Source organism: Agromyces sp. NPDC058126 (assembly GCF_042884595.1).
Lineage (GTDB): Bacteria > Actinomycetota > Actinomycetes > Actinomycetales > Microbacteriaceae > Agromyces.
The window spans coordinates 227,580-253,438 of sequence record NZ_JBHVTS010000001.1 but is presented as its reverse complement, the minus strand read 5'-3'; the positions used below and the strand labels follow the sequence as shown (position 1 = coordinate 253,438).

Below are 25,859 nucleotides of genomic sequence, written 5' to 3'. Positions count from 1 at the left end.
CTGGCGTCGGCCCCGTCGATGTACGAGCATGACGGCATGGACGTCTTCGCATGGCTGCTCGAGGCCGACCCGTCGATCCGCTGGCAGGCGCTGCTCGACCTTGACGACGACGTCGACGGCGCCGCCGCCGAGCGCGCCCGCGTCGCCACCGAGGGCTGGGGTGCCCGGCTGCTCGCCCTCCAGGACGCCGACGGGTACTGGAGCGGTCAGGAATACGGCGAGGACGGCGACCGCCGCAGCACGATCTGGTCGCTGCAGCTGCTGCGCCGGCTCGGCGTCGACCCCGAGGCATCCGTCGTGCGCAACGCGATCGCCCGCGTGCGCGACGGCGTGACGTGGCGCGAGCACGGCGACCTGCCCTTCTTCCACGGCGAGGTCGAGGAGTGCCCGAACGGCGGCGTGCTCGCGCTCGCCTCGTACTTCGGCGTGCTCGGCGAGGGCAGCGACCGCATCGTCGGGCGCCTCCTCGACGAGCAGCTCCCCGACGGCGGGTGGAACTGCGAGCCCCGCAAAGAGTCCGAACGCTCCTCGTTCGACTCGACGATCTGTGTGCTCGAGGGGCTCCTGGCCTACGAGCAGGCGGTCGGCGACGAGGCGGCCGACGGCGACGTCTCCGTGGTCGGGGCCGCACGGCGCCGCGGCGAGGAGTACCTGCTCGAACGCAACCTGTTCCGGCGCCGTTCGACCGGCGAGATCGTGCTCCCCCGCTACGCGAACCTCGCCTTCCCGCCGTACTGGTTCTACGACGTGCTGCGCGCACTCGATCACTTCCGCGCCGCCGGGGCGTCACCCGACGCCCGCATCGCGCCCGCCGTCGACCTCCTGCTCGCCGAGCGCGGCGACGACGGTCGATGGGCCGCCGGCACGCCGCACGACGGCGAGGTCTACTTCGCCGTCGATGCCCCCGAGGGCGAGCCGAGCCGGTGGAACACCCTGCGTGCGCTGCGCGTCCTGCGCTGGATCGACGCCGCCGCAGTCTGACCGGGACGAGACACCCCCACTACCGGTGTCTTGCCGCGCTTGTCCCCCGGTTCTAGCCTGAGATGCACCCCGCCAGACCGACGAGGTTCTCCGACTCCGCTCCGTGACGGTGACCGCATGTCTTCAGCGTTGTACGCCCTGGGCCGCTGGGCGTTCCGGGCGCGTCGCGCGATGCTGCTCATCTGGGTCGCCGTGCTCGCGGTGCTGTTCACCGGCGCGGCGCTGCTCAGCGAGGGCACCGAGAACAGCTATTCGATCCCCGGTACCGAGTCGCAGGAGGCGCTCGACGCGCTCGCGCGCACCTTCCCCCAGGTGAGCGGCAGCTCGGCGCAGCTCATCGCCGTCGCTCCCGAGGGCGGCTCGGTCACCGACGCCGACTTCGAATCGGCGGTCGAGGATGCCGCGACCGCGATCGCCGCCGTCCCGCAGGTCACCTCGGCGACCTCGCCGTACTCCTCTGCCACGAGCGAGGCGGCGAACATCGCGAGCGACGATTCGGCCGTGATCGTGCCGATCCAGCTCTCGGTGACCACGAGCGAGGTGCTCCCGTCGACCGCCGACGCGCTGCAGTCGGCCGGCCGTTCGCTCGAAGCGGCGCTGCCCGACGGGTCGGAGGTCGCGGTCGGCGGGCAGCTCTTCTCGCAGACCTCGACGGGCATCAGCGTCACCGAGCTGCTCGGCATCGCGATCGCGTACGTGGTGCTCTTCATCACCTTCGGCTCGCTCATCGCGGCCGGGCTGCCCCTGATCACTGCGCTCCTCGGCGTCGCGGCCTCCCTCTCGATCGTGCTCGCGGGCACCGGGTTCATGACGATCACCTCGACGACCCCGCTCCTCGCCCTCATGCTGGGCCTCGCCGTCGGCATCGACTACGCGCTCTTCATCGTGTCGAGGCATCAGGACCAGCTGAAGCACGGCCTCGACCCCGAGGAGTCGGCCGCGCGCGCCGTCGCGACCTCGGGCTCGGCGGTCGTCTTCGCCGCGACGACGGTCATCATCGCGCTGCTCGGGCTGACGGTGGCGGGCATCCCGTTCCTCACGACGATGGGCGTGGCCGCGGCGCTCGCGGTGGCGGTCGCGGTGCTCATCTCGCTCACGCTGACACCCGCGCTCCTCGGCTTCGCCCGCTGGCGGGTCGTCGCGAAGCGGTTCCGCCCGGGCGGCACTGACGCCGCCCCGATCGAGATCGTCGAGCATGCGGATGCCTCGACGGCGACCCGCGAGGACGGCTCCCCCGTGGCATCCTCGCCCCTCGATCTCGACCCCCACGCGACCGGCAGGCCCGGCGACGCCGGCCAGGTCGAGGAGACGGCCGAGGAGGCCGCCCGCTCGATCGACGACGACGACGGCGAGCACCCGCCGGCGCGGCGCGGCTTCTTCTGGGGCTGGGTGCGCACCGTGACCCGGTGGCCCGCGGTGACGATCGTCGTGATCGTCGGGCTGCTCGGGCTCGCGACGCTGCCGGCGGCCCATCTGCGGCTCGCGCTGCCCGATGCGGGCTCGCTCGAGGAGGATGCCCCCGGCCGCATCGCCTACGACCTGATCGCCGAGCATTTCGGGCCGGGCTACAACGGCCCGCTCATCGTGACCGGCACGATCATCGAGAGCACCGACCCGGTCGCGCTCATGGACGACCTCGCCGCCTCGGTCGCCGCCGTCGACGGCGTCGCGGCGGTGCCGCTCGCGACGCCGAACGAGACGGGCGACACGGGCATCGTGCAGGTGATCCCCGAGGGATCGCCCGACTCGGAGGCGACCAAGGCGCTCGTCGCCGAGCTGCGCGCGATGCACGACGACTGGCAGGAGCAATACGGGGTCGATCTCTCGGTGACCGGCTACACGGCCGCGGGCATCGACATCTCGGCGCGGCTCGCCGACGCACTGCTGCCGTTCGGCCTGCTCGTCATCGGGCTCTCGCTCGTGCTGCTCGCGATGGTGTTCCGGTCGATCGTGGTGCCCGTGACGGCGGCGCTCGGCTACGCCCTCTCGGTCGGCGCGGCCTTCGGCCTCACGAGCGCGGTCTTCGTCGACGGCGTGCTCGCAGGTCCCCTCAACGTCGCCGACGTCGGCACGGTGATCAGCTTCATGCCGATCATCCTCATGGGCGTGCTCTTCGGCCTCGCGATGGACTACGAGGTGTTCCTCGTCAGCCGCATGCGCGAGGACTACGTGCATCACGGCGACGCCGAGTCGGCGGTCGACACCGGGTTCCTCAGCTCGGCCCGGGTCGTGACCGCGGCGGCGATCATCATGTTCGCGGTGTTCGCGGCGTTCGTGCCCGAGGGCGACGCGTCGATCCAGCCCATCGCGTTCGGCCTCGCGGTGGGCGTCGCGATCGACGCCTTCGTCGTGCGGATGTCCCTCATCCCGGCCGTGCTCGTGCTGTTCGGCGCCCGGGCCTGGTGGATGCCGCGGAGCCTCGACCGGATGCTGCCGCACTTCGACATCGAGGGCGAGGGCCTCGCCGAGGAGTTCGCCCTGGCCGACTGGCCGTCGCCCGGCGCTCGGTTCGCGATCGCGGCCGAGGGGGTGCGCGCCGCCGTGCCCGGCCTCGACGACGAGACGGATGCCTCGCCCCACCTCGATGCGATCGTGCCCCCGGGGGCGCACCTCGTGCTGCTCGGCGGCACCGACGGGGAGCGCACACGGCTGCTGCTCGCACTCGGCGGCCGGGCCCGGGTCGCCGCGGGCCGGTTGAAGTCGGTCGGGTTCGTCGTGCCGCCGCGGGCGTCGGCGGTGCGGGCGCGCTCCGCGCTCGTGCGGTTCACCGACTCGGCGACCGCGCTCGACCGCGTGCGCAGCGCGCTCGACGCGCGCCCCGAACTGCTCCTGCTCGACGGCGTCGAGGAGGTGGGCGACCCGGGGGTCGTGGGTGGCATCCGATCATTGCTCGCCGAGGCCGGCGGCGGCGCTGCCGCAGGCGCAGTCCGCCGCCGGCCGGCGCTCACGATCGTCGTCGCGGCTCGCGACGACGATGCGGCCGGGCGGATGCTGCCCGAGGGCGCCCCGTCGCAGCGCGCCCACCTCGCCGAACCGGCCGCGGCATTCCCCGCCGACACCGCAGCGACCCTGACGACGGCCGGCTGACATGGCGACGCGCACGTTCTCGGCGACCTCGGGGTCGGAACGGCTCGGCCGGCTCGCGATGCTCGGGCTGGTGGTGCTGCCGCTCCTCATCGGCGTCGTGCTGAGCTGGGCGCTCGCGACGCCGACCGCGCACCTCGACCGGATGACCGCGGCGATCGTGAACGATGACGAGCCCGTCACGATCGACGGGCGGACGGTGCCGCTCGGGCGGCAGTTCGCGGCGGGGCTGATGGAGGGCACGGCGACGGCGAGCGCGGCGCCGTCCCCATCGCCGTCCCCCTCACCCGCGCCGTCGACGCCCCCGTCGACGACCGGGCCGGCCGCGGCGACCAGCGCGGCATCGGCGGCGACCACTGCCCCCTCCGCGTCCGCGTCCGCGACTCCGGGCCCGACGGCGACCGCCGAACCGACCCCGCTGCCCTCCCCCGCCGCGGCGACGCCGGTCCAGAGTCCGACGGACTTCGACTGGGTGCTGACGAACGCCGACGAGGCCGCGGACGGTCTCGCGACCGGCCGCTACGCCGCCGTCGTCACGATCCCGGCGTCGTTCTCCGCCGCGGCGACCTCGTTCAGCGGGCCCGCGAGCGCAGCGAGGCAGGCGGTCATCGAGGTCGCGACGACCCCGGCGTCGGCGTTCCTCGACCCGGCGCTCACGCAGGCGGTCACGCAGGCCGCGGTCGACGCGCTCAACCGGCAGCTCATCGAGCAGTACCTCGCGCAGGTGTACGCGGGCTTCACGACGATCGACACCCAGATCGGCGAGGCGGCGAGCGGCGCCGCGCAGCTCGCCGACGGTGCGGCGTCCCTCGATTCCGGCGCCGCCCAGCTCGCCGCCGGCGCCGCGTCGCTCGCCGAGGGGCTCGCCGCGCTCGAGACCGGCGGGGGCGAACTCTCGGCCGGTGTCTCCGAGCTGGATGCCGCGGCCGCCCCGCTGCCGGGCGCCGCGGGCCTCCTCGCCGACGGCGCCGCCAACGTCGCGGCCGGGGTCGATGCGCTCGCGAGCGACCTGGCCGGTGCGACCGCCGAGTTCGCGGCGGTCGTCGCCAGGGTGTGCGCGACGCCGGGCCCCGTGTGCACGCGCGCGACCACCGCGCTCGAGAACCTGCGCGAGCTCGACGCGAAGATCGACGCGCTCGCCCGCGGCGCCGACGGTGTGGCGACCGGCAACGCCGACCTCGCCGAGGCGACGAACGGCCTCGTCGACGGCATCGACGCCGCCGCGACGGGTGCCGACGACCTCGCGGGCGGTGCAGCCGAGGCCAGCACGGGCGGGGCCGAGCTCGCGAGCGGGTCCGACGAGCTCGCGAGCGGCGCGAGCGAGGTCGATGACGGGGCCGCGCAGCTCGCTGCGGGGCTGGCGCAGGCGAGCGAGCAGATCCCGAGCTACACCGATGACGACATCACGACGCTCTCGACGGTCGTCTCGCAGCCGGTCGTCGCCGATCAGGACGCGGGCACACCGGGCGTCCTCTCGGTGCCGCTCTACTGCGTGCTCGCGCTCTGGCTCGGCGGCTTCGCCATGGCGCTCGCGCGTCGGGCGGTGCCGATCGAACGGCTGTCGGCGGCCGATCCGTCGCGGTCGATCGCGTGGCGCGCGGTGCTGCCGGGCCTCGGCCTCGGCGCCGCGCAGGGGCTCGTGGTGGGCGTGGTGGTGCTCACGGGGCTCGCCGTGACGCCCGCGCAGGGCGCGGCGTTCACCGTGGCGAGCATCGTGATCGGGGCGGTCTTCGCGATCGCGAACCAGGGGCTCGCCGCCGCCTTCGGTGGTGCGGGGCGCCTCGTCGCGGTGTTCATCGCGCTCGTCGCGTTGACCGCGGGGCTCTCCTCCACCGTTCCGCCGTTCATCGCCGCGGCCGCCGGGGCTTCGCCGACTGCGCCGGCGCTGCAGCTGCTCACGGCGACGCTCGCCGACACCGACACCGCCTCGAGCCCGATCTGGGGCGGCCTCGCGCTGCTCGTGCTCATCGCCGTGGCGTCGTTCGCCCTCGTGCTCGCCGGGGTCGCCGTGCGCCGGAGCGGCGACCCGCTGCGATTCGCCCCGGCCGGTTGACTTCGACGTGACCTCGATCGAGGTGGTGATCGTCGGCGGCCATGCAACGGCTCAGCTCATCGCACGAGGCTCAACGACCCCCAGCCGGTTCCGATCAGCTGCCGCGGCTCGAACGCGTCCCTGACCCACTCGTGGCGCCAGAGCCGCCCGCTCGAGTCCCGCGTGAGCACCAGCTGGTCGCCGCCGGAGACGACGAGGTTGTAGGTCGAGAAACCCTTTCCGACGATGCTCTTCACCATCCATCCACCGACCCCGTTCGTGGGGTAGAGCGACATGTCGGGGTTGGAGGCCTTCGGCACCGCCCAGCGCGAAACCGCCAGCAGGTCGACCCCGACGGGGTGGGTGCCCTGCAGGTCGCCGGACCCGAGGATCGCGGTGAATCCGTTCCAGCCCTGCCCCACGTACGATGCCGCCTTGAACCCGCCCGCGCCGTTCCCGGGGTAGAGACGGAGCCTGCCGGCGGCGTCCCGAGCGAGCACATCGTTGTATCCGTCGCCGTTGAAGTCGCCCGGACCCAGCAGGGCGGTGAAGCCCTGCCATCCCGAGCCGACCTTCATCCGTGAGCCCTTCCAGCCTCCGGTGCCGTTGCCACGATGCATCCACAGCGCACCGGAGCGATCACGACCGAGGAGATCGGGCAACCCGTCACCCGAGAAATCACCCACCGCGAAGACCGTGGAATAGATCGACCATCCGCGGCCGACGACCTTGCCGGCGTTCAGCACACCGGACGGCTTCCCCGTGTACAGCCTGAGGTCGCCGTTGGCGGCGATGGCGAGGACGTCGGGGAGGCCGTCGCCCGAGAAGTCGCGGTTGGGGGCGACCTCCTGGGTCTTGAACCGGAAGGTGGTGGAGGTGACTGCTCCCTCGCGCACCGTGATGGTCGGCACCTTGAAGGGCCTGAGCCAACTGTTCTCGTTCCATCCGATGACCCGATAGACGCCCGGATAGAGCCCCTCGAACACGAACCGGGGCGTCCGTGCAGTCGCGGAGACCGTCTGGTCCGTCTGCCGCCAGCCTCCGTCCGGGTGCCGGATCTCCAGGGCGAATGTGAGCGCATCGTCGGGCTTCGCCAGGCCGAGGAACTCGATGCGGCCGTCGATCGTGCCTGCGCGTCGGAGCACCGCGTCGGCCACGGGTGGGATCGCTCCATCGCGCAGATCCAGTTCGGATGTCGACAGGTACGGCGAGCCGTCGGGGTAGGCCTGGGTCGCGTAGACCTTCAGGGGGTCGCGGAAGCGGATGCGGTAGATCCCGTCCTCCGTCGCCGCAGTGAATCGGTACGCGCCCGCTGCGTCGGTCGTCATCATCTGCCGGTGGTCCCAGACCGGGTAATCCGCATCGCGCTTCTCGAGGGTGACCTCGATGCCGCGAAGGGGTTCACCGGACTCGTTGCGCACGGTCCCGCGCGGACCGCGTCCTTCCGGCATGGTGAAGTCGAGGTTGGTCTCGGCGGTCACGGTCACGTTCGGGCACTGCTCACCGCACGCGGGCCCCGAGTAGTACGCGGCCGGGATGTCCTCGGGCCCCGAGTACACGAAATAGACCCGATACACCGTTCCTACGGCAAGGCCGGTGAGTGCGAATCGACCCTCGGCGTCGGTCGTCGATCGCTGGTTGTAGGTGATCGTCCCATCGCTCGAGACGAGGCGCGCCTGCACCTCCCCCTCGGCCGCGAGCCGCGCATCCGGTCCGACCCGGATCGTTCCGCTGAGCGTCCCCGTCGTATCGGCGGCCGTCGCCGGCGCGATCGGAGCCGTCGAGATCAGCGAAGCGCAGAGCACCCCGATGAGCAGAACATGGATGCGGCGCATCATCTGCGGCAGGGTCCTCTGGTTCACTCGCTCGACCTCGTCTCGGCTCGGGTGCCCTCAGCATAGGGCCGAGTCGGGCGGCCGGCCGTCGTGGTGCCGACGTCAGAGCATCGCGCCGACGAGCGCCTCGCCGAGCGGCGTGCGCAGGTGGAGCATCCGCGCCCCGTCGCGGGTGGAGGCGACGAGTCCGCCCTCGCGCAGCACCGCGAGGTGGTGCGATGCCGTCGACACGGCGATGCCGTGGTCCGCGGCGACCTGCGAGGTGGTGCGCGCGTCGTGCGCGGCGAGCAGGATCGCGGCTCGGGCGGGCCCGACGAGCGCGCCGAGCGCCGACGCCGTCGCAGCCGGGTCGCGCGCCCAGGTCTCGGTCACGCCCTGCGCGGGGTAGAACACGGTGGGCTGGGCGGGCGGCTCGGTGAGCACCATGCAGCCGTACGACGACATGACCGAGGGCACGAGCACGAGTCCGCTGCCGCGGCAGTCGAGCGCCTCCCGATGGAGTCGCAGTTCGACGCGGACCGCATGCTCGTGCCAGCTGATCGACGGATGCAGCTCGCTCGCCATCGCGGCGAGGCCGCCGGTCGCGATCCGGCGCGACCGCACCGCGATGTCGGCGCGCAGCAGCCGCTCGAGCTGGGTCCACACGGGTGCGAGCACCGCACCCCACACCTCGACCCAGGCGTCCGCGATCATCGCCCGCGCCCGCTCGGGTTCGGCGATCATCCGCAGGATCGCCTGCTGCCGCGCCCCGCTCGAGCGCAGCACCATCTTGTGCAGGTCGACGAGCATCGGCGCAACCGGCGCCGCTCGCAGGCGCGCCGCCTCCTCCTCGGGTTCGAGGTCCCACCCGGGCTCGGACGTGAGGAAGTCGGGCATATAGCCGTCGACTCCGATGAGCACGGCGAGCAGTTCGAAGGATTCGCGGGGCAGGCGTCCGCGCACCGCGCGCAGCCAGCCCCACTGCAATGGGTGCTCGGCCGGGCGCTGCAGCACGCGCACCGCGTGGCAGAGCTCGTGCCCTGGCGAGATGCCGAACCGGATCGCCGAGATGTCACCCGGGGCGAGTCCGAACTCGACGAAGTTTCGATTCACATCGAAACTCTAACGCGCGGGGATGCCTCGGGCGGAGGCTGTTCGCAGATCGAACGAGGGCGGTGCCGAAGCATCCGACCCGCACGAACCGACCGACGAAGGAGCCACCGTGAACGCCGCAGAGATCGCCCTCTCCCCCACCATGACGCCGCCGACCGCCCCGCGCGTCGTCACCGCCGACGAGCTCCGCATCGGGAGCGGGCGCACCCGCCGCTTCGTCGGCCTCGAGCACGGCGCACGCATCTCGTACTTCTTCGTCGACAACGAGCCCGGGGAGGGACCCGACCTGCACTGGCACCCGTACGCCGAGACCTGGATCGTGCTCGACGGCGTCGCCCGCATCACCGTCGGCGACACCGAGCTCATCGCCCGCGCCGGCGACACCGCGACGGCGCCGGCCGGAGTGTGGCACGGTTTCAAGAACGCCGGCGACGGGCGGCTGCAGCTCATCGGCATCCACGCCGCGGAGACCATCGTCCAGACGTGGGCCGACTAGCACCGACCCCGGCCCGACGACCGAAGAACCACCGACCACCGACCACCGAAGGAGCATCCGAATGTCGTTCCAGGCCTACCTCGACAACATCGAGACGAAGACCGGACTCACCCCGCGCCAGCTCGTCGACCTCGCGCACGAACGCGGCTTCGACGCGACCACCAAGGCGACCCCGATCGTCGCCTGGCTCGCCGAGGACTACGGTCTCGGTCGCGGCCACGCGATGGCGCTCGTGCACGTGATCACGAAGGGGCCGCAGATCAGCACCAAGCACGTCGGCACCGACGGCGTGCACCGCGACGCCACCGACACCCTCTGGCTCGACGGCAAGGCGACGAACCCGAATCCCTGACGGTGCGCGTCGGCGCGGCCCGGTTCAGCCGAGCCGCGCCGCGAGCCGCGCGGCGCGGAACTGCCCCGCGGCGACGAGCAACACGATCAGCACGGCGAACACCCCGCAGGTGATGAGCCCGAGCGGGCTCGCGAGCCACGCCTCGGGCAACGGCGATCCGGCCGCGATGACGAGCGCGCCGAGCCCGGCCGAGGCGTTCAACGCGCCGTGCGCGAACACCGCGGGCCACACCGAGGCCGTGCGCAGCCTGGTCCAGCCGAGCAGCACGCCGAAGAGGGTGCACGCGAGCATCATGAGCAGCACGCCGGTGCCGTCCGTCAGCCCGTAGTTGTAGCCGAGCAGGATGAGCGGGCTGTGCCAGAACCCCCAGAACGCGCCCGAGATGAGCAACGCCGGCCACACGCCGAGCGGGCGCAGGGCGGGCAGCAGCCAGCCGCGCCAGCCCACCTCCTCGCCGAACGCGAGCGGGGCGTTGATGACCGCCCCGACCGGGATCATCAGGAACTGCGCCGCGACCACGAGGCCCATGGGCGGCAGCGGCTGGCCCGGGGGCAGCTGCCCGGCGATCAGCTCGGTGAAGCCCGAGAAGCCGACGGGGTCGAACACGGCGAGGCCGAGCATCCCGACGACCAGGAGGCCGGCGCCGATGATGAGCGGCATCGCGACGATCATCACGAGGCTCGTGCCGATGGTGCGGCCGAGGGGCCGGAGCGGCCACATGCCGAGTTCGCGCAGGATGTCGCGTGCCGGGCGCCGTCCGCGGATCCTCGCGTCGACGACGATCGCGACGAACGTCGCCGCAGCGGGCGTCAGCATCATCGCCATCGCGATGAGGGGCAGCAGCGGGTCGTCGAGCCCCTCGCCGCGCGCCCAGAGCGGCGAGGCGACGAGCCAGGCGAGCCCGCACGACACGATCGCGAACACGCCGACCGCCGCCAACGGCACGGTCGTGCGCGTCTCGGGCGGCGCTTCGGCGTCGGCGGCGGCCCGGGTCTCGATGCTCTCGCTCACCCGGGTCACGCTACCGAGCCCCGCCCCGCGGCGGATCCGCCGCGCGACGGAGATCGCCGCCTGAGGCGCGGCCGCCGGCGCAGTCGGGGGCGCAGCCGGGGGTGCACATCGGGGGCGCAGCCGCGCGAGCTACGCGACGAGGGTCCGCCAGTCGCCCGCGCGCGCATCGATCGGCGAGCCGTTCGCGAGGCGCGCGGTGCGCGCAACCGGGTCGGTCTGCACGGTGGCGAGCGTCGCCCAGCGTTCCCCGAACGGCAGCGCCGGGTCGGGACGGTGGCAGAGCAGCGGCTGCCCAGGGTCGGAGTAGAGGAAGGCGAGCAGCTCCTCGTCGGTGCGCGGCTCGGGGTAGTCGGCGAATCGGCTCGCGATGAGTCCGTAGCGTTCGTCGGAGTCGGGCTGGTAGATCTCCGTCTTCTCCTCGGCCTGCGGTTCGGGGCTCAGGAAGTGGTTAGTGCGCACCACCGTGCCGTCGACGGGCTCGATGACGAACACCCCGATCGGCGTGATGTCGGTCGTGACGACGGTGTCGGCGTCGAGCAGCGTGAACGAGCTCGAGGCGCTCCGCGGGGCCGCCCGCACGAGATCGATCGCCTCCTCCACGGAGGCGGTCTCCTCGAGCACCGTCGCCGAGAGCACGTGCACCGGCACACCGCCGGCGCCGTCGGCGCGGTGCCCCAGGATGTTGAAGTGCAGCGCGAGCCCGGCGCTGTTCACGCCGATCTTGCCGAGCATCCCGTGCTCGGTGAGTCCGACGACGTCGTACCTGCCGCCGCGGGTCTCGTGCGTGTGCCACTCGCCGTCGAGCTGGTGGTGCCAGTCCCACGTCTGCAGGCCGAAGGTGCGCACGGCGCCGCCGCCGAGCTCGACCCGGCGACCGATCGTCGAGCACTCGCCCGGCGCGGCACCGAGCCCCTGCGACAGGATCTCGGTGCGTGCGTTCAGCGCGTAGACGTGCCACGGCTCGACCCCCGCGCCGTCGGCGATGCCGTCCATCTCGGCGAGGCGGGCGGGGCGCCAGTCGCCGACCGCGTCGGCGCACCGGAGCGCGAGGTCGCGGACCCGGGCCTCGTCGAGCGCGTACTTCGCGAAGAGCTCGAGATAGGTCTGCAGCCCCGCGGGCAGGGCGTCGCGGAGCTGCGCGCCCCGCTCGCGACCGCGTTCGAGGGGGTCGCTGCCGTTCGCGACGACGTGCAGGCGGTCGGTGATGCTGTGCAATGGATCGTTCCTTCGGATGTGCAGTGGTACTTCGGTCGGCGATGCGGCGGTGCCGCCGGTGCGGCGGAGCGGCCGTCGCCGGGATGTCAGATCTGCCGGGCGAGCTCGTCGATGACCCCGCGGCGCGGCACCCAGCCGGGCTGGGGCGCGCATTCGAGCAGCAGCTTCGTGTACGGATGCGAGGGGCGGTCGAGGATCTCGTCGACCGTTCCCCGCTCGACGATACGCCCGCGGCGCATGACGATGACGTCGTCGGCGACGGCGCGCACCACCGAGAGGTCGTGCGTGATGAACAGGTAGCTGAGCCCCTTCTCTGCGCGCAGGCGGTCGAGCAGGTCGAGCACCTGGGCCTGCACCGAAACATCGAGGGCGGAGACCGCTTCGTCGAGCACGATGATCTCGGGCTCGGCCGCGAGGGCGCGCGCGATGGCGACGCGCTGCTTCTGCCCGCCCGAGAGCGCCGCCGGCTTCGCGTCGGCGTGGCGCTCGGTGAGGCCGACCTCGGCGAACAGCTCGAGCACCCGGGCCCGACGCCCGGCGCGGTCGAGGTCGGGCCGGTGCACTCGCAGCATCTCGTCGATGGTGGCGGCCACGGGCAGCGAGCGGTTGAGCGAGCCCTGCGGGTCCTGGAACACCATCTGCACGAGCTTGGCCCGGGCGCGCAGGCGCGACCTCGAGGTGGTGGGCCTGACCTCCGCACCGTCGATCACGACCCGACCGGCGTCGGCCGTCTCGAGCCCCACGATCACGCGGGCGAGCGTCGACTTGCCCGACCCCGATTCGCCGACGACCGCGAGGCACGTGCCACGGCGAAGCCCGCAGGTGACGTCGTCGAGGGCGGTGACGCTCGATCGGCGACCGACGTGGAAGGTGCGGCGGAGGCCCGCGGCCTCCAGGATGAGGTCGGCGCTCATGCGTGCGCCTCCGTTCCGTCGTTCATCACCGGTTCGCGCGGCTCCGGGTGGAGCAGCGGCCGCGCGGCCATGAGGGCGCGGGTGTACTCGGTCTTCGGCCGGTCGCGGATCTCCTCGGGGGTGCCGATCTCGAGGATCGCGCCGTCCTTCATCACCGCGAGCCGGTCGCAGACCGCGGCCGCGAGGTCGAGGTCGTGGGTGACGAAGATCATCGAGAGGCCGTGCTCGCGCCGCTTCTCGTCGAGGATCGCGACAACCTCGGCCTGCGTCGTCACGTCGAGCGCCGTCGTGGGCTCGTCGGCGAGCAGCAGCCGCGGTTCTCCCGAGATCGCCCCGGCAATCACGACGCGCTGCAGCATGCCGCCCGAGAGCTGGTGGGGGTAGGAGCGCAGCACCCGCTCGGTGTCGGTGATGCCGACCTGCCGCAGGAGCCCCGCGGCGCGCGCCTTCGCCTCCGACTTGGGGATGCCCCGCGCGTCGGCCATGCCCTCGATGAGGAACCGCTCGACGTGGAGCACGGGGTTGAGGGCGCCGTGCGGGTTCTGCGCGATGAGGGCGAGCTCGTTCGCGCGGATCCTCCGCAGCTTCTCGCCGCTCGCCCGGAGCAGGTCGGTGCCGGCGAACTCGATCGAGCCGCCGACCCTCGCCCCGGAGGGCTCGATGCCGAGGAGGCACTTCAGGGTCATCGACTTGCCGGACCCCGACTCGCCGACGAGGCCGAGGGCCTCGCCCTGGCCGAGCGAGAACGAGTTGCCGCGCAGGATCTCGGTCTCGTGCCCCGTGTCGGGATCGGTGACCGAGAGCGTCAGTCCGTTGACGTCGAGCATCAGCGTGTCCTTCCCGCAGCGCGGCGACCGCCGAGCTGCTCGCCGACGTAGCCGAGCGCGGCCACGGTGATCACGATCGCGAGCCCCGCGAAGACGCTCTGCTCCCAGTACCCCTGCAGGAGCGAGGCCTGGCCGTTGGAGACCATGAGGCCCCAGTCGGGCGTGGGCGGCTGAACGCCGAGTCCCAGGAATGAGAGCGCGGCGAGGTCGATCATCGCGTAGCCGAAGTTGATCGTCATGCCCGTGAAGATCTGCGTCCGCACGTTGGGCAGGATGTGGCGCACGGTGATCAGGAAGCCCGAGATGCCCTGCAGCTGCGCCGAGGAGACGTACGGCAGGTTGCGCTCGCGCAACGCCACCGAGCGGATCACGCGCGCGGAGTACGGCGTGAAGCCGATGGCGAGCGCGATCGACGCGGTGAGGAGCGAGGGCCCGAAGATCGCGACCGCGAGGATCGCGAGCAGCATGTTCGGGAAGGCGAAGAGGATGTCGAGGATGCGCCCGATGAACGCGTCGACCCGGCCGCCGAACCACACCGCGGTGAGCGCGAGCGTCACGGCGGCGGCCGCGGCGACCACGACGACGATCATCGGCCCGATGAGGCTCGTCCGCGCACCCCAGATGATGCGCGAGAGGATGTCGCGGCCCGACTGGTCGGTGCCGAACCAGTGCTCGGGGCTCGGCGGGAGGTGCCGGTCGACGACCGAGCCCTGGTACGGGTCGTACGGTGCGAGGAGCGGCGCGAAGATCGCCGTCAGCAGGACGACCGCGAGCACGCCGGCGCAGACGAGTCCGAGCGTGCCGAGGCGGCGCCGCAGCAGGCTCCATCCCGACATCGGCCCGTCGAGGCGCCGGCGGCGCACCGCCTGCACCGAGACCGTGTCCTGGCCGACGGTGTTCGCCGGCGGCTCCATGCTGGTCTGCCGACTCATGCCGACACCTCCCTGGCCAGGCGTACGCGCGGATCGATCACGGCGTAGAGCAGGTCGACGATGAGATTGATCAGGCCGAACGCGAGCACCATGATGAGCGCGATCGCCTGCACCACGGCGAAGTCCTTCTTCTGCACGGAGTTCACGAGCAGCGACCCGATGCCGTCGAGGGTGAATGCGTACTCGATCACGAAGGCGCTCGCGAGCAGGCCCGCGATGTTCGTGCCGAGCACGGTGGTGACGGGCAGCATCGAGTTGCGGATCGTGTGACGGGCGAGCACGATCCGCTTCGGGACGCCGCGGGCGATCGCCATGACGACGTGCTCGGAGCCCTGCTCCTCGCGCACGGCCGTGCGCGTGATGCGGGCGACGACCGCGATGGCCGGGAAGGCGAGGGCGATCGCCGGCAGCGTCAGGTGCCAGACCCGGTCGGTGAACCCCTCGCCCGAGCCCGAGACGGGGAACCACCCGAGGTTGGCGCCGAACAGCGCCATCAGCAGGAGGGCGGCGAAGAAGGTCGGCACCGCGAAGCCGAGGTTCGACCCGAACACCACGACCTTCTCGAAGACGCCCGAGCGGGTGGCCGCGAGCACGCCGAGGCCGACGCCGAAGAGCACGATCAGGATCGCCGCGTAGGCGGCGAGGAAGAGCGTGGTGGGCAGGCGCGACTCGACGAGCGTCGAGACATCCTGCTGCGTGATGAGCGACCGGCCGAAGTCGCCGTGCAGCACGTCGACGAGCCAGTTCCAATAGCGGACCAGGAAGGGATCGTCCAGCCCGTACTGCGCGCGGATGGCCTCGAGCACCTCGGGCGTGACCGTGCGGCCCTGCACGAGGAACTGCTCGGGGCTTCCCGGAGCGAGGTACATGCCGCTGAACACGATGAAGCTCGAGACGAGCAGCACCAGCGCCAGCGCGACGATCCGTTTCAGTACGTAGACCATGGACGATCCCCTCCCGTGCGCACCCGTTACTCGGCCGAGCCGAGGTCGGCGGCCCAGGGGTAGTAGAGGTAGATGAACGAGGCGGGAACGCCGGTCACCGACTTGTCGAGGTAGAGCCGCACCGCCAAGTCGTTGATCGGCACCCACGGCTGCTGCTGCATGACGAGCGCCTCGGCCTCGACCGTGAGCTCGGCCCGCTTCTCGGGGTCGCTCTCGGCGTAGGCGGCGTCGATCGCCGCGTCGATCGCGGGGTCGGAGAAGCCGGAGTAGTTCTGCTGGCTGCCCGTGTAGGCGACGTTGTCGAGGTGGGCGAGCGGCGACGGGCTCGACAGGTAGTTCGTGGTGACGAAGCCGTCGTAGCCCTTGCGCGCCTCGGGGTCGGAGAAGAACGCGCCGAACTGCGCGCTCGGCACGCCGGTCGGCTCGAGGGTGAGCCCGAGCTCCTTCGCGCCGTTCGCCATCTCGTTGAGGATGTCGGCGTAGAACGCCCGCTCGCTCGGGTAGGCGATCTTGATCGGCTGCGAGAGGTCGACCGTCGCCGCCTTCAGCTCCTCCTTGGCGGCCTCGAGGTCGTGGCCGAGGTCGGGCAGCTCGGCGTCGCGCAGCTCGGCGACGTCGGGGTAGTGGTTCCACGGCCCCTGCGGGACGATCGAGCGCGACGGCGTGCCGGTGCCCTCGTAGACGGTGTCGGCGATCGCCTGGCGGTCGGTCGCCCGGGTGAGCGCACGTCGCACGGCGGGGTCGCCGAAGGTGCCGTTGCCGGTCGAGATGATGGCCATGATCTGCATGCCCTGGCCGTACGAGAGCGAGCCCGTCGCGCTCGAGGAGAGCTGGCCGAGCGCGGGCAGCGGCACGTCGTACGAGCCCTGGATCTCACCGGTCGAGAGGCCCGTCGCGATCGCGGTCGGGTCGACGACGAAGCCGATCACGACCTCCTTCGCCTTGGCGCGCTTCTCGGCGTTCCAGTAGCCGTCGTAGCGGTCGAGCGAGATCGACTGCCCCTGCTTCCACTCGCCCACCTCGAACGGCCCGGTGCACATGACGCCGGCCTCGGGGTTGCCGTAGTTCTCGCCGGCGGCCTCGCGCTGCTTCTGCTGCACGACGGCGCCGAGGTTCGTGGCGAGCTCCTCGTCGAGGATGGTGTTCGGCTCCGACAGCGTGAGCGTCACCTCCCACTCCCCGGTCTTCTCGATGCCGGTGACGTCGGCGAAGCTCGAGGCGAGGTAGCTGCCCTCGGCGGGGTCGAGGTGGCGGTTGAGGCTGTAGACCACGTCGTCGACCGACATCGGGGTGCCGTCCCAGAAGGTGACGTCGTCGCGGATCTGGAAGACGTAGGTCTTGGCGTCGTCGGACACCTCGAAGCCCGAGGCGAGGTTCGGCTCGACCGAGAAGTCGGGCTGCATCTGGAACAGCGATTCGCAGAGGTTCGAGATGATTGTGTTCTCGGGGTAGTTGAACGCCTTCACCGGGTCGAGCGTGGCGAGCTCGCCGTAGGTCGAGTTCCACGTGACCGTGTCGATCTCGCCGGTCGCCTCCGGCGTGACCTGCAGGAGCTCGGCGTCGTCGAGCGCCGGCCCCGCGTCGCCGCCCCGGTCCGCCGTGCAGCCGGCGAGCCCCAGGCTCGCGACCGCGAGGAGCGCGATCGATGCTCTCGTCATTGCGGTTTTCACTGTGTCCTCCTGAGCTTCTTCGTTGAATCCCTCGCTGTGTGGTGCGATGAGCTACGGCGACGGTACTAGGAAAATCGATTCTTGTAAATCGATTCCCTGAATCGATTCTTCTCGCTGTTCCCCTGGCGATCCGCTTGCTACGCTGTGCGGGTGTCCATCGAAGCCGCCAGACCGACCATCAACGACGTGGCCGAACGCGCCGGGGTGTCGCGCACCACGGTCTCGAACGCGCTGAACGGCAAGGGCACGATCGGCGCCGAGACCATCGAGCGGGTCAAGCGCGTCGCCGACGAGCTCGGCTACGAGCCGAACGCCGTGGCACGCGGGCTCCGGCAGTCGAAGCTCGGCGTCATCTCGCTGCTCATCAGGCCGCTCGAGTCGCTCGACACCGCACTGCCCGAGGGCGTCGACTACTTCCTCCGGTTCGCCGGCTCCGCCGCCCTCGCCGCGATGGACCACGGCTACTCGCTCATGCTCATCACCGACCCGGCGAAGCCCGGCGCGCCCCCCTCGTCGCTCGCGGCCGACGGATGCCTCGTCGAGGCCCCGATCCGCAACGACCCCGCCCTCACGCTCCTCGACCGCAAGCGCATCCCGTTCGTGGCGGTCGGGGTCGACCCGGCCAGACCCGACGACTTCCCCGCGATCGCGCAGCAGACCGAGCGCGACACCTTCCTCGTGCTCGACCACCTGCGCGAGGCCGGGGCCAGGCGGATCGCACTCGTGACGGGCACCGACGAGAACTCGTGGAACACCCTCGCGCGACGCGGCTACGAGAGCTGGGCCGCCCGGCACGGCATCGAACCCGTCATCCGCTCCCTCGACGAGACGAGCGGCGTCGACGGCGGCCGCGCGCTCGCGCGCGAACTCCTCGCCGGTCAGACCCCGCCCGACGGCGTGTACTGCCTGACGGGCCGGCACGCGGCGGGTCTCGTCGCCGGCGCCGGCGAGCTGGGCCTCCGCGTCCCCGACGACGTCCTCGTCGCGGCCGGCTCCGACGCGGTCGTCACCCGCACCTCGACGCCCACGATCACGGCACTCGACATGCGCCCGGTCGAGACCGCACGGCTCGCCGTCGAGTCGCTGATCCGCGTGCTCGAGGGCGAGCCCGTCGACTGGTCGCTCATGGATCCCGAGAGCCTCCTCGTGGTCCGCGACTCCACGTCTCGGGGCTGAGGCGGCACGCAGGCGACTCACCGTTCGAGGCCGTAGGCTCGATGGCACCGCCAACCCCGAGCTGCAGAGGAGTCCGCCTGCCATGAGCGACGCCGCGAACCTTGACGTCTTCAACCGCCGCGAGTCCGAGGTGCGCGGTTACGTGCGCTCCTTCCCGACCGTCTTCGACCGCGCCACGGGCTCGACCCTCATCGGCGCCGACGGCCGCGAGTACCTCGACTTCTTCGCCGGCGCGGGCGTCCTGAACTACGGGCACAACAACCCGCTGTTCACGCGTGCGCTCATCGAGTACCTCGAGCGCGACGGCATCATCCACGGGCTCGACATGGCGACCTCGGCCAAGCAGGCGTTCATCGAGGCGTTCGAGCGGCACATCCTCGAGCCGCGCGGCCTCGACCACAAGCTGCAGTTCACCGGCCCGACCGGGGCGAACGCCGTCGAGGCGGCGCTGAAGGTCGCCCGCCAGGCGACCGGCCGCTCCACGGTCGTGGCGTTCACGAACGCCTTCCACGGGCTCAGCCTCGGCGCGCTCGCCGCGACCGGCAACAGCCACTACCGCGAGGCCGCCGGCGTCTCGCTCGACGACATCGTGCGCCTCCCCTACGACGGCTACCTCGGCGACGGCATCGACACCCTCGACCTCTTCGAGAAGATGCTCGGCGACCCCGGATCGGGACTCGACCTGCCCGCCGCCGTCATCGTCGAGGCGGTGCAGGGCGAGGGCGGCATCAACGTCGCGAGCGTGCCGTGGCTCCAGCGCCTCCGCGCCATCACGGCCGAGCGCGGCATCCTGCTCATCCTCGACGAGATCCAGGCCGGCGTCGGCCGCACGGGTGCGTTCTTCGCCTTCGAGGCCGCGGGCATCGTGCCCGACCTCGTCACGGTGTCGAAATCGATCTCGGGCTCGGGCCTGCCGATGTCGCTCGTGCTCCTGCGCCCCGAGGTCGACGTGTGGAAGCCCGGCGCCCACACCGGCACCTTCCGCGGCAACAACCTCGCCTTCGTGTCGGCCCGCGTCGCCCTCGAGAACTACTGGGCGAACGACGAGTTCGTCGACGCGATCGCCCGCACCTCCTCGGTGCTCGCCGCCGAGCTCGAGGAGATCGCCGCGGCGAACCCCTCGCTCGGCCTCACGGTGCGCGGCCGCGGCCTCATGTACGGCCTCGTCTGCGACGGCGATCCGACGCTCGCCGGGCGCATCTCGAAGGAGGCCTTCACACGCGGCCTCGTCATCGAGACCTCGGGCGCCCACGACGAAGTGCTGAAGTTCCTGCCCGCGCTCACGATCGGCGAGGACGAGCTGCGTCGCGGCCTCGCGATCGTGCGCGAGAGCCTCGCCGCGGTCCTCGCGGCCTGAGCGGGCGTTCGTCGTCGACGGCATGACCGAGAAGGATGCCCCGGGCACGCCCCGCGTCCTTGGGGCCACCGTCGACGACCAGACCCGGTGCGTGCACTACCGCACCGAGGTCGACATCATCGCGATCCGCTTCGCGTGCTGCGGCGAGTACTACCCCTGCCACGCCTGCCACGAGGAGGCCGCCGGCCATCCGGCTGAGCAGTGGCCGCTCGCCGAGCGCGGGCGCGAGGCCGTGCTCTGCGGCGTGTGCCGCACCGAGCTGACGATCGACGCCTACCTCGAGGGCGACGCGTGCCCCTCCTGCGGTGCGCGCTTCAACGAACGTTGCCGGCTGCACACCCACCTGTACTTCGAGACGCGCTGACGACGGCCGGCGACGGGCGGATGCCACACGGCGGTCCGCCCGTCGTCGTCCGCGACGCGTCAGCCTCCCAGGGCGACCGCCTCGATCTCGGCGCCGAGCCGCTCGGGCCGCGGCTGCGACGGGTGCGGGGTGTCGAGGAGCTCGGCCTGCAGCTCCCAGAGCACCACCTTCAACTCCTCGCGGAGCTCCGCGTACGCGGGGTCGAGGTAGACGTTGTTCACCTCGTCGGGATCTCGCTCGAGGTCGTAGAGCTCCCACTCCGGCGGGTAGCTGTGCGCCGAGGCGCCGGGCAGCCCGAGCCCGTCGTTGTAGAAGTAGATGAGCTTGTGGCGGTCGGTGCGCACCCCGTAGTGGGCGAAGGCGTGGTGGTTCACGTCGTCGTTCTCGAAGTAGCGGTAGTACATCGCGGGCCGGGTGGGCCGCTCGGGCTCGTCGGTCAGCTGCGGCCAGAAGCTCTGGCCCTGCATCCGCGGGTGCGAGGCGACCCCCGCGCTCTCGAGGATCGTCTGGGCGAAGTCGACGTTCGTGATGATCTGCTCGAGCGGCTGCTCCCGGTGCGGGATCCGCGACGGGCAGCTGATCACGAGCGGCATCCGCAGCGACTCGTCGTACATGAATCGCTTGTCGAACCAGCCGTGATCGCCGAGGAAGAACCCCTGGTCGGAGGTGTACATCGTGAGCGTGTCGTCGAACTCGCCCCGCTCGCGGAGCCAGTCGATCACCCTGCCGACGTTGTCGTCGACGGAGGCCACGCACGCGAGGTAGTCCTCCATGTAGCGCTGGTACTTCCAGAGCGCGGCCTGCTCGTAGTCGAGGCCCTCGGGCGGTGCCTGCTTGAGGTCGGTGAGGGTCAGGTGGTCGGCGATACGCATCGCCGCGCGGTGGGCGGCCGACGAGCGGGTGCGGTAGTCGTCGGTGAACGTCGCGGGCACCGGGATCGGCTCCGAGTACATGCCCCGGTGCCGCTCATCGGGCTCCCACGGTCGGTGCGGCGCCTTGTGGTGGATGAGCAGGCACCACGGCTCGTCGCCCTCGAGCGACTCGAGCCACGCGAGCGACAGGTCGGTGATGACGTCGGTGGCGTAGCCGTCGACGATCCGCACGCCGTCCTCCGTGAGGATCTGCGGGTCGAAGTACTCGCCCTGGTCGCGCAGCACCGCCCAATGGTCGAAGCCCTGCGGGTCGTGGCCGGGGCCCTCCCCCATGTGCCACTTGCCGATGATCGCCGTGCGGTAGCCCGACTCGCGCAACTGCGAGACGAAGGTCGGCTGGCTCGCGTCGATCGGCGTCTCGAGCGTCGTGACGCCGTTGACGTGGCTGTAGGTGCCGGTCAGGATCGACGCCCGGCTCGGCGTGCAGAGGGCGTTCGTGCAGAAGCAGTTGTCGACGCGCACCCCGGCGGCGGCGATCTCGTCGATGCGCGGGGTTCGGTTGACGACCGAGCCGTACGCGCCGATGGCGTGCGAGGCGTGGTCGTCGGTCAGGATCAGCAGGATGTTCGGGCGGCGTTCGGTGGAACTCATCGATCTCATTCGTCTGGTGGGAAGAGGGCAGAGCGAGCCATCCGCAGCCCGCTGGGCCGCACGGCGGAGCAGGCGCTCCGCCGTGCGACGGGGGTGCGGACGGCGGCGGCTGCTACTCGCCGGCCTCCACGAACTGCTCGCCGAGGTAGTACTCGGCGGGGTCGAGCGGGTCGGTGACCTTGCCCGCCGTGACGAAGTACTCGTTGAGCGCGCCCAGCCACGTCACGACGGTGCCGTCCTCGGTGAGCGCGTCGACCTCGGCCGCGGTCATGTACTTCGCGTTCTCGGCCTCGACGGCGAGCGCATCGGCCTCGATCTTCAGCATCTTCGAGGTCAGCTCGATCGTCTCGTCGAGGTTCTCCACCCGGTAGTCCATGGCCTCGCGCAGCACGGCGAGCACCTTGGCGGTCGCCTCGGGGTGCTCCTCGACGAAGGAGGGTCCCGCCACGAATGCGCTCGGGAAGGCGACCTCGTCGATGAAGTCCTCGTTCTCAGCGAGGATCTCGAGGTCGGGCACCTGCTCCTGGATGGTGTCGATGAGCGGGTACCAGATGCCTGCCGCGTCGACCTGCTTCGAGGCGAACGCCGACACGACGGTCGCCGGGTCCATGGCGACCTTCTCGACGTCGTCGATCGTCATGCCCGCCGAGCGGAGCGCCATGGTGAGGATCATGTCGCCGGAGGTGCCCTCGGGCACCGCGACCTTCTTGCCCTTCAGGTCCTCGATCGAGGTGATGCCGGCCAGCGCGATCACGCGGTCGGCGTTGCCGAGGCTGTTGATGGCCGCGACCTTCGCCTGGCCCGAGGCGGGCAGCCACATCGCGCCGGGGCCGATGTACCCGAAGTCGAGGTCGTCGGTGCCGAGCGCCTGGATCTGCAGCGGGCCGTTCGTGAAGACCGGCGTCTCGACGTCGATGCCGTGCTTCTCCCAGAGTCCCTGGTCCTCGGCGATCGCGAGCAGGCTCGCGCCGTTGAAGTCGGCGATGTAGCCGAAGCGGACCTTCTCGAGCTCGGCCGGGGCGCCCGAGCCGGAGTCGCCGGCGGCGCTGCTGGAGCAGCCGGCGAGGGCGAGCGCGACGACGGCGGCTGCGGCGGCGAAGAGGCCGCGGGTGCGGGGGGTGCGGGTCATGGATCTTCCTTGATGTCGTGCTGTCAGTCGACAGCGGTGGGGGTCGTGCCGGGGTTCTGGTGGTAGACCGCGTTCCAGACGCGGTTGCGGAGCGCGGTGAACTCGGGGCTGAGACGCATCTCCTCGGTGCGGGGGTACGGCAGGTCGACGTCGACGATGTCGAAGATGCGGCCCGGTCGCGCCGCCATCACGACGACGCGGTTCGCGAGGAACACGGCCTCGTCGACGTCGTGCGTGATGAAGACGACGGTGCGCTTGTCGTGGCTCCACGTGTCGAGCAGCTGCTCCTGCAACTTCACGCGCGTGAGCGCGTCGAGCGCCCCGAACGGCTCGTCCATGAGCAGGATGCTCGGGTTCACGGCGTAGGCCCTGGCGATCGCGCAGCGCTGCTTCATGCCGCCCGAGAGCATCTTCGGCAGGGCGTCGGCGAAGTCGGTCAGCCCGACCATCTCGATGTAGTGCTCGGCCTTCGCCCGTCGTTCCTTCGCGCCCAGCCCCGCGGTCTTCAGCCCGAACTCGACGTTCTTGCGCACGGTCAGCCACGGGAACAGCGCGTATTGCTGGAAGATGACGCCGCGCTCGGGGCCGGGGCCGTCGACGGCCCGGCCGTCGACGAGCGCCTCGCCCGAGCTCGGCTCGTCGAGCCCGGCGAGGATGTTCATGAGCGTCGACTTGCCGCAGCCCGACGGGCCGACGACCGTGATGAACTCGTTGTCGGCGACGTCGAGCGAGACGCCGCCGAGGGCGACGAACTCCTCGCCCTTGAGGTCGAAGGTCTTCGTGACGTCGCGCACCGAGATGCGGGCGTCGGTCAGCGTGGTGGTGGTCATCGTCGTTCCTGCCATCCGGTGAGCTTCGTCTCGGCGTAGAGCAGCACCCGGTCCATGAGGAGGCCGAGGATGCCGATCACGATGAGGCCGACGAAGATCGTCGGGAGGTCGTAGTAGAGCTGCGCCTGCTGCATGCGGTACCCGAGGCCCGCCTGCGCGGCGATGAGCTCGGCCGCGACGAGCGTCGCCCAGGCCGCGCCGAGGCCGACGCGCATGCCGACGAGGATGAACGGCACGGATGCCGGGACGACGACCCGCAGGAAGATCCCGGCGTCCTTCGTGCCGAGCACACGGGCTGCGTTGATCAGCGTGCGGTCGATGTTCACGACGCCCTGGAAGGTCGAGATCACGCAGGCGAAGAACGCGGCGAGGAAGATCACGAGGATCTTCGGCTCCTCGCCGATGCCGAGCAGCACGATCGCGAGCGGGATGATCGCGAGCGGGGGGATGGTGCGGAAGAACTGGATCCACGGCTCGACGAGGCCGCGGGCCCAGGCGTACCAGCCCATGAGGAAGCCGACCGGGATCGCGACGAGGGTGCCGAGCGCGAAGCCGATCAGGACGCGGGTGAGGCTCGCGACGAGGTCGGTGAGCAGGGTGCCGTCGAGGAGCAGCTCCCACCCGCGCACGACGACCTCGACGGGCGAGGGCAGTCGGAGGCCTGCGGCCGAGAGCGCCCACCACAGCAGGATGCCGGCGGCGACGCTGAGGAGGTTCAGCAGGAGCATGCGGCGCCGGGGCGCGGCATCCTTCGACTTCGCCGTCGCCTTCGCGCGATCGGCGGCGTCGCGCCGCTTCACAGTGGCATCGGTCAGCGCGACCATGGGCGGCCTCCTCGGTTCAGGGGGGACATCAGGTGGTGCTCCTTCGCAATCGGGTGGCCGCGGGGGCGACGTTCGTCGCCGACTGGTAGCCGGCGAGCAGGGGGGAGTTCTGGAGGACGGCGATGATGCCGCCGATCGCGCCGCCCTCGTCGCCGAGCACGGCGCCGCGGATGCGGGGCGAGTACTCGCCGACGGGCAGCAGCTCGTACGCCGTGGTCGCGGCGGCCTGCTCGAGGATGACCTCGGAGACCTGGGCGACCTCGCCGCCGACGACGATTTCGGAGGGGTTCAGCGCCACCGCGAGCGAGCCGATCACGCGGCCGACGGCCTCGCCGGCGTCGCGGAGCACGCCGACGACGAGCGGGTCGCCCTTCGCGGCCGCTGCCGCGACGTCGTCGAGGGTCGCCATCGGCGCCCCGGCCTCGGCGCAGCGCCGGAGGATCGCGCCGATCGAGGCGACCGTCTCGAGACAGCCGCGCTTGCCGCACCGGCAGAGCTCGCCGTGCCCGCCGAGGCTGATGTGGCCGAACTCGCCGGCGAGCCCGGAGGCGCCGGTGACGAGGCGCCCGCCGACGACGAGCCCGCCGCCGATGCCGTCCGACAGGCGGAGGTAGAGCAGGTGCTCGACCTCGGCCGCGCTGTCCCAGGTCGCCTCGGCGAGGCCGGCGAGGCGGGTGTTGTTGTCGAGCAGCACGGGCGCCGCGAAGCGGTCGGCGAACGCGGTCCGCATGAGCACGGCGCCGGCGCGGCGCGCCTCGGCCACGGGCTCCGAGGGCTCGTGCGGCACCCGGGGCGAGAACGGACCGGGGAACCCGATGCCGACGCCGAGGACGCCGTCGAAGTGGAGCCCGCGCTCGGCGCCCATGCGGTCGACGAGGTCGAACGCCGCGTCGATCCGCTCCTGCCACGACGCCGTCGCCTCGTAGGCGACGACGTCCGAGGCGATGAGGTCGTGGGCCGCGTTCGCGACGACGATCCGGACGCGGCGTCGGCCGAAGTCGACGCCGAGGTACTGCCCGGCGGCGGGGTCGAGGGTGAGCTTCTCGGCGGGCCGGCCGCGGCCGAGCCGCGGGGTCTCGTCGTCCGAGACCGAGATCACGCCGCGCTCGAGCAGCTGCGAGGTGATCTCCGAGAGCGTGGTGCGCGAGAGGCCGATGCGCGCGGCGAGCTCGCCGCGGGTCATCGCGCCGTGCTCGCGCAGCACCTGGAGGACCCGGTCTTCATGGGTCCGTCTGACGAGTGCGTGCACTCCACTGGGCAAGGTCACACGG

At 71.6% G+C, this 25,859-nt stretch carries 22 protein-coding genes; 8 read left to right on the top strand and 14 right to left on the bottom strand.

Going from position 1 to position 25,859, the window contains the following annotated elements; all coding sequences use genetic code 11:
• Positions 1 to 36 precede the first annotated feature (36 nt).
• The 3 genes from ACFVTR_RS01125 to ACFVTR_RS01115 all read left to right on the top strand — a co-directional run bounded on the left by ACFVTR_RS01125 (position 37) and on the right by ACFVTR_RS01115 (position 6,118).
• Complete coding sequence (locus tag ACFVTR_RS01125) at positions 37 to 981, top strand: hypothetical protein (RefSeq protein ID WP_387034185.1); 945 nt, start codon at positions 37 to 39, stop codon at positions 979 to 981.
• Positions 982 to 1,098: 117 nt separating this feature from the next.
• Complete coding sequence (locus ACFVTR_RS01120) at positions 1,099 to 4,068, top strand: MMPL family transporter (RefSeq protein ID WP_387034184.1); 2,970 nt, start codon at positions 1,099 to 1,101, stop codon at positions 4,066 to 4,068.
• A gap of 1 nt (position 4,069) precedes the next feature.
• Positions 4,070 to 6,118, top strand: a complete 2,049-nt coding sequence (locus ACFVTR_RS01115; RefSeq protein WP_387034183.1) for a YhgE/Pip domain-containing protein — start codon at positions 4,070 to 4,072, stop codon at positions 6,116 to 6,118.
• Between the two features lie 56 nt (positions 6,119 to 6,174).
• On the opposite strand, the gene ACFVTR_RS01110 is transcribed toward ACFVTR_RS01115, so the two are convergent.
• Entirely contained in the window at positions 6,175 to 7,959 is a 1,785-nt protein-coding gene (locus ACFVTR_RS01110; RefSeq protein ID WP_387034182.1) for an FG-GAP-like repeat-containing protein, read from the bottom strand.
• Positions 7,960 to 8,034: 75 nt separating this feature from the next.
• Entirely contained in the window at positions 8,035 to 9,024 is a 990-nt protein-coding gene (locus ACFVTR_RS01105) for a DUF5937 family protein (protein ID WP_387034181.1), read from the bottom strand.
• Positions 9,025 to 9,133: 109 nt separating this feature from the next.
• Here ACFVTR_RS01105 and ACFVTR_RS01100 point away from each other — a divergent pair, with 109 nt between their 5' ends.
• Positions 9,134 to 9,520 (top strand): cupin domain-containing protein, encoded by a 387-nt coding sequence (locus ACFVTR_RS01100; RefSeq protein ID WP_387034180.1) that lies wholly within the window; start codon positions 9,134 to 9,136, stop codon positions 9,518 to 9,520.
• 61 nt (positions 9,521 to 9,581) lie between these two features.
• The gene (locus tag ACFVTR_RS01095; RefSeq protein ID WP_387034179.1) at positions 9,582 to 9,872 is read left to right on the top strand and encodes a DUF4287 domain-containing protein; all 291 of its coding nucleotides are present in this window, start codon (positions 9,582 to 9,584) and stop codon (positions 9,870 to 9,872) included.
• A 24-nt stretch (positions 9,873 to 9,896) separates the two neighbouring features.
• Here the strand turns inward: ACFVTR_RS01095 and ACFVTR_RS01090 are convergent, their stop codons facing one another.
• From ACFVTR_RS01090 to ACFVTR_RS01060, 7 genes are all read right to left on the bottom strand, one after another.
• Positions 9,897 to 10,883, bottom strand: a complete 987-nt coding sequence (locus tag ACFVTR_RS01090) for a CPBP family intramembrane glutamic endopeptidase (RefSeq protein ID WP_387034178.1) — start codon at positions 10,881 to 10,883, stop codon at positions 9,897 to 9,899.
• 129 nt (positions 10,884 to 11,012) lie between these two features.
• Positions 11,013 to 12,098, bottom strand: coding sequence for a C45 family autoproteolytic acyltransferase/hydolase (locus ACFVTR_RS01085; RefSeq protein ID WP_387034177.1), 1,086 nt, complete (start codon positions 12,096 to 12,098; stop codon positions 11,013 to 11,015).
• A gap of 86 nt (positions 12,099 to 12,184) precedes the next feature.
• Entirely contained in the window at positions 12,185 to 13,012 is an 828-nt protein-coding gene (locus ACFVTR_RS01080; RefSeq protein WP_387034176.1) for an ABC transporter ATP-binding protein, read from the bottom strand.
• Positions 13,009 to 13,839 (bottom strand): ABC transporter ATP-binding protein, encoded by an 831-nt coding sequence (locus tag ACFVTR_RS01075; protein WP_387034175.1) that lies wholly within the window; start codon positions 13,837 to 13,839, stop codon positions 13,009 to 13,011. The genes ACFVTR_RS01080 and ACFVTR_RS01075 overlap by 4 nt, the downstream gene beginning before the upstream one ends.
• Positions 13,839 to 14,771, bottom strand: coding sequence for an ABC transporter permease (locus ACFVTR_RS01070; protein WP_387034174.1), 933 nt, complete (start codon positions 14,769 to 14,771; stop codon positions 13,839 to 13,841). Before ACFVTR_RS01070 ends, ACFVTR_RS01075 begins: the two co-directional genes overlap by 1 nt.
• Positions 14,768 to 15,715, bottom strand: coding sequence for an ABC transporter permease (locus ACFVTR_RS01065; RefSeq protein ID WP_387034173.1), 948 nt, complete (start codon positions 15,713 to 15,715; stop codon positions 14,768 to 14,770). The genes ACFVTR_RS01070 and ACFVTR_RS01065 overlap by 4 nt, the downstream gene beginning before the upstream one ends.
• Positions 15,716 to 15,741: 26 nt before the next feature.
• Entirely contained in the window at positions 15,742 to 17,373 is a 1,632-nt protein-coding gene (locus ACFVTR_RS01060) for an ABC transporter substrate-binding protein (RefSeq protein ID WP_387034172.1), read from the bottom strand.
• A gap of 162 nt (positions 17,374 to 17,535) precedes the next feature.
• Between ACFVTR_RS01060 and ACFVTR_RS01055 the strand changes: the two genes are divergently transcribed.
• From ACFVTR_RS01055 to ACFVTR_RS01045, 3 genes are all read left to right on the top strand, one after another.
• On the top strand, positions 17,536 to 18,561 hold the full coding sequence (locus ACFVTR_RS01055) for a LacI family DNA-binding transcriptional regulator (RefSeq protein ID WP_387034171.1): 1,026 nt from the start codon (positions 17,536 to 17,538) through the stop codon (positions 18,559 to 18,561).
• An 82-nt stretch (positions 18,562 to 18,643) separates the two neighbouring features.
• Positions 18,644 to 19,918, top strand: coding sequence for a diaminobutyrate--2-oxoglutarate transaminase (gene ectB / locus ACFVTR_RS01050; RefSeq protein ID WP_387034170.1), 1,275 nt, complete (start codon positions 18,644 to 18,646; stop codon positions 19,916 to 19,918).
• Positions 19,919 to 19,940: 22 nt separating this feature from the next.
• Positions 19,941 to 20,282 (top strand): CHY zinc finger protein, encoded by a 342-nt coding sequence (locus ACFVTR_RS01045; protein ID WP_387034169.1) that lies wholly within the window; start codon positions 19,941 to 19,943, stop codon positions 20,280 to 20,282.
• Positions 20,283 to 20,341: 59 nt separating this feature from the next.
• On the opposite strand, the gene ACFVTR_RS01040 is transcribed toward ACFVTR_RS01045, so the two are convergent.
• The 5 genes from ACFVTR_RS01040 to ACFVTR_RS01020 form a co-directional block, all read right to left on the bottom strand.
• Positions 20,342 to 21,805 (bottom strand): sulfatase, encoded by a 1,464-nt coding sequence (locus tag ACFVTR_RS01040; RefSeq protein WP_387034168.1) that lies wholly within the window; start codon positions 21,803 to 21,805, stop codon positions 20,342 to 20,344.
• Between the two features lie 112 nt (positions 21,806 to 21,917).
• Entirely contained in the window at positions 21,918 to 22,934 is a 1,017-nt protein-coding gene (locus ACFVTR_RS01035) for an aliphatic sulfonate ABC transporter substrate-binding protein (protein ID WP_387034167.1), read from the bottom strand.
• Positions 22,935 to 22,957: 23 nt separating this feature from the next.
• Positions 22,958 to 23,764 carry an ABC transporter ATP-binding protein gene (locus ACFVTR_RS01030; RefSeq protein WP_387034166.1) on the bottom strand — a complete coding sequence of 269 codons (807 nt, stop codon included), beginning with the start codon at positions 23,762 to 23,764 and terminating at the stop codon, positions 22,958 to 22,960.
• Positions 23,761 to 24,588, bottom strand: a complete 828-nt coding sequence (locus tag ACFVTR_RS01025) for an ABC transporter permease (protein ID WP_387034165.1) — start codon at positions 24,586 to 24,588, stop codon at positions 23,761 to 23,763. Before ACFVTR_RS01025 ends, ACFVTR_RS01030 begins: the two co-directional genes overlap by 4 nt.
• Before the next feature lie 28 nt (positions 24,589 to 24,616).
• Positions 24,617 to 25,855, bottom strand: coding sequence for an ROK family protein (locus tag ACFVTR_RS01020; protein ID WP_387034164.1), 1,239 nt, complete (start codon positions 25,853 to 25,855; stop codon positions 24,617 to 24,619).
• Positions 25,856 to 25,859 lie beyond the last annotated feature (4 nt).